Consider the following 2,399-nt stretch of genomic DNA (forward strand, 5'->3'; position numbering starts at 1 on the left):
GGATATCTTCCTCACGGCGGCGCGACGTCTGGGGGTCGCGCCTGAAGATTGCCTGGTGTTCGAAGATTCTCCGTTCGGCGCACGCAGGAGATTTGACGTGCACATTGGTGTTCCTCTCGAAACCCAGACGGGTGAAACGCGGGTTGCTGCAACCCCGGAAACCATCAAGAAGCTGATCGGCCAGGGTCATAAGGTCACTGTGCAAAGCGGCGCGGGCGTTAAAGCCAGCGTTGTCGACAGTGCTTATGAAGCGGCAGGCGCAACCATTGGCAGTGCCAACGATGCGTTTGGTGCCGAGCTGATTCTCAAGGTGGTCGCCCCCAGCGACAGCGAACTGACGCTGATTAAAAGCGGCACCGTTGTGGTGGGCATGCTCAACCCGTTCAGCAATGAAACCATTGCCAAACTGGCCGAGTGCGGCATCACGGCGTTTGCGCTTGAAGCCGCGCCGCGCACCTCCCGTGCTCAAAGTCTGGATGTGCTGTCGTCCCAGGCGAACATCGCCGGCTATAAAGCCGTGTTGCTGGCCGCTCACCACTACCCGCGCTTCATGCCGATGCTGATGACCGCCGCCGGCACCGTGAAAGCGGCGCGCGTGCTGATTCTCGGCGCTGGCGTGGCCGGTTTGCAGGCGATCGCTACGGCGAAACGTCTGGGTGCCGTGATCGAAGCGTCCGACGTGCGTCCTGCGGTAAAAGAGCAAATCGAATCCCTCGGCGCCAAGTTTGTCGACGTGCCATACGAGACCGATGAAGAGCGCGAATGCGCGGTCGGTGTCGGCGGTTACGCGCGGCCAATGCCCGCCAGCTGGATGCAGCGACAGGCCCTGGCCGTGCACGAACGCGCCAAACTGGCCGACATCGTCATCACCACCGCGCTGATCCCAGGCCGCAAGGCTCCGACCCTGCTGAGCGCGGACACCGTGGCGCAGATGAAGCCAGGTTCGGTGGTCATCGACCTCGCCGCAGCCCAGGGCGGCAACTGCCCGCTGACCGTGGCAGATCAAGTGGTGATCGAAAATGGCGTGACCATTTGCGGTCCGACCAACCTGGCCGGTGAAGTGGCGGCAGACGCTTCGGCACTGTACGCACGCAACCTGCTGGACTTCCTGAAGCTGGTCTTCAACAAAGAAGGTCAGTTCGAAGTGAACCTCGAAGACGATATCGTCGCCGCGTGCCTGATGTGCCGCGACGGCCAAGTCATCCGCAAAAACGCCTAAGCAGGGATTCAGACGATGGAAGAGCTTATCTCCCCCGGTATCTACAACCTGATCATCTTCGTGCTGGCGATTTATGTCGGTTATCACGTGGTCTGGAACGTTACGCCTGCGTTGCACACGCCGTTGATGGCGGTCACCAACGCCATCTCGGCAATTGTCATCGTCGGCGCCATGCTGGCCGCAGCATTGACCGTTACACCATTGGGCAAAACCATGGGCACCCTGGCGGTGGCTCTGGCGGCGGTGAACGTGTTTGGTGGCTTCCTGGTCACCCGCAGGATGCTTGAGATGTTCAAGAAAAAAGCCCCGAAAGTCGCAAAAGAAGAGGCGCCCAAGTAATGAGCATGAACCTTGTCACGACGCTCTACTTGATCGCGTCCATCTGCTTCATCCAGGCCCTGAAAGGCCTGTCGCACCCGACCACGTCGCGGCGCGGCAACCTGTTCGGCATGTTGGGCATGGGGCTGGCCATTCTGACCACCATCGGCCTCATCTATAAGCTGGGCGCCGAACTCGCCACCGCCGGCATCGGCTACGTCATCGTCGGCCTGTTGGTCGGCGGCACCGCAGGGTCGATCATGGCCAAGCGCGTTGAAATGACCAAGATGCCGGAACTGGTCGCTTTCATGCACAGCATGATCGGCTTGGCTGCGGTATTCATTGCCATTGCCGCAGTGGTTGAGCCGCAGTCTCTGGGCATCGTTAAACAGCTGGGCGATGCGATTCCGGCGGGCAACCGTCTGGAGCTGTTCCTCGGCGCGGCGATTGGTGCAATCACGTTCTCCGGTTCGGTGATCGCTTTCGGCAAGCTCTCGGGCAAGTACAAGTTCCGTCTGTTCCAGGGCGCACCGGTACAGTTTGGCGGTCAACACAAGCTGAACCTGCTGCTGGGTCTGGCGACGCTGGCGTTGGGCATCACTTTCATGCTGACCGGCAACCTTGGCGCCTTCGCCTTGATGCTGGCCCTGGCGTTCGTGCTGGGCGTGCTGATCATCATCCCGATTGGCGGCGCCGACATGCCAGTGGTGGTGTCGATGCTCAACAGCTATTCCGGCTGGGCGGCGGCGGGGATCGGCTTCTCGCTGCTCCATCCCGCTGGCCGGCTCGGCCGCGCGCACCAAGGCCAATCCGGACAAACCGTATTCCGGTGGCGATCACAGCAACTTCTACGGCCTGGACG

3 protein-coding genes and 1 pseudogene are annotated in these 2,399 nt (G+C 61.2%); all 4 read left to right on the forward strand.

The genetic code is table 11. The features are described 5' to 3' along the window. Positions 1-83 (forward strand): annotated as a pseudogene (locus ACQKP4_RS28840) (HAD-IA family hydrolase); the annotation flags it as partial. Between the two features lie 14 nt (positions 84-97). Then, positions 98-1,219 carry a Re/Si-specific NAD(P)(+) transhydrogenase subunit alpha gene (locus ACQKP4_RS28845; protein WP_427637415.1) on the forward strand — a complete coding sequence of 374 codons (1,122 nt, stop codon included), beginning with the start codon at positions 98-100 and terminating at the stop codon, positions 1,217-1,219. Positions 1,220-1,234: 15 nt separating this feature from the next. Further along, positions 1,235-1,558: an NAD(P) transhydrogenase subunit alpha gene (locus ACQKP4_RS28850; protein WP_016978856.1), complete on the forward strand. Its 324-nt coding sequence runs from the start codon at positions 1,235-1,237 to the stop codon at positions 1,556-1,558. Next, positions 1,558-2,399 (forward strand): NAD(P)(+) transhydrogenase (Re/Si-specific) subunit beta (locus tag ACQKP4_RS28855; RefSeq protein WP_427637414.1); only part of this gene is annotated, 842 nt, incomplete at its 3' end. The genes ACQKP4_RS28850 and ACQKP4_RS28855, both read left to right, overlap by 1 nt.

The organism is Pseudomonas sp. NPDC086278, from assembly GCF_050280905.1.
GTDB lineage: Bacteria > Pseudomonadota > Gammaproteobacteria > Pseudomonadales > Pseudomonadaceae > Aquipseudomonas.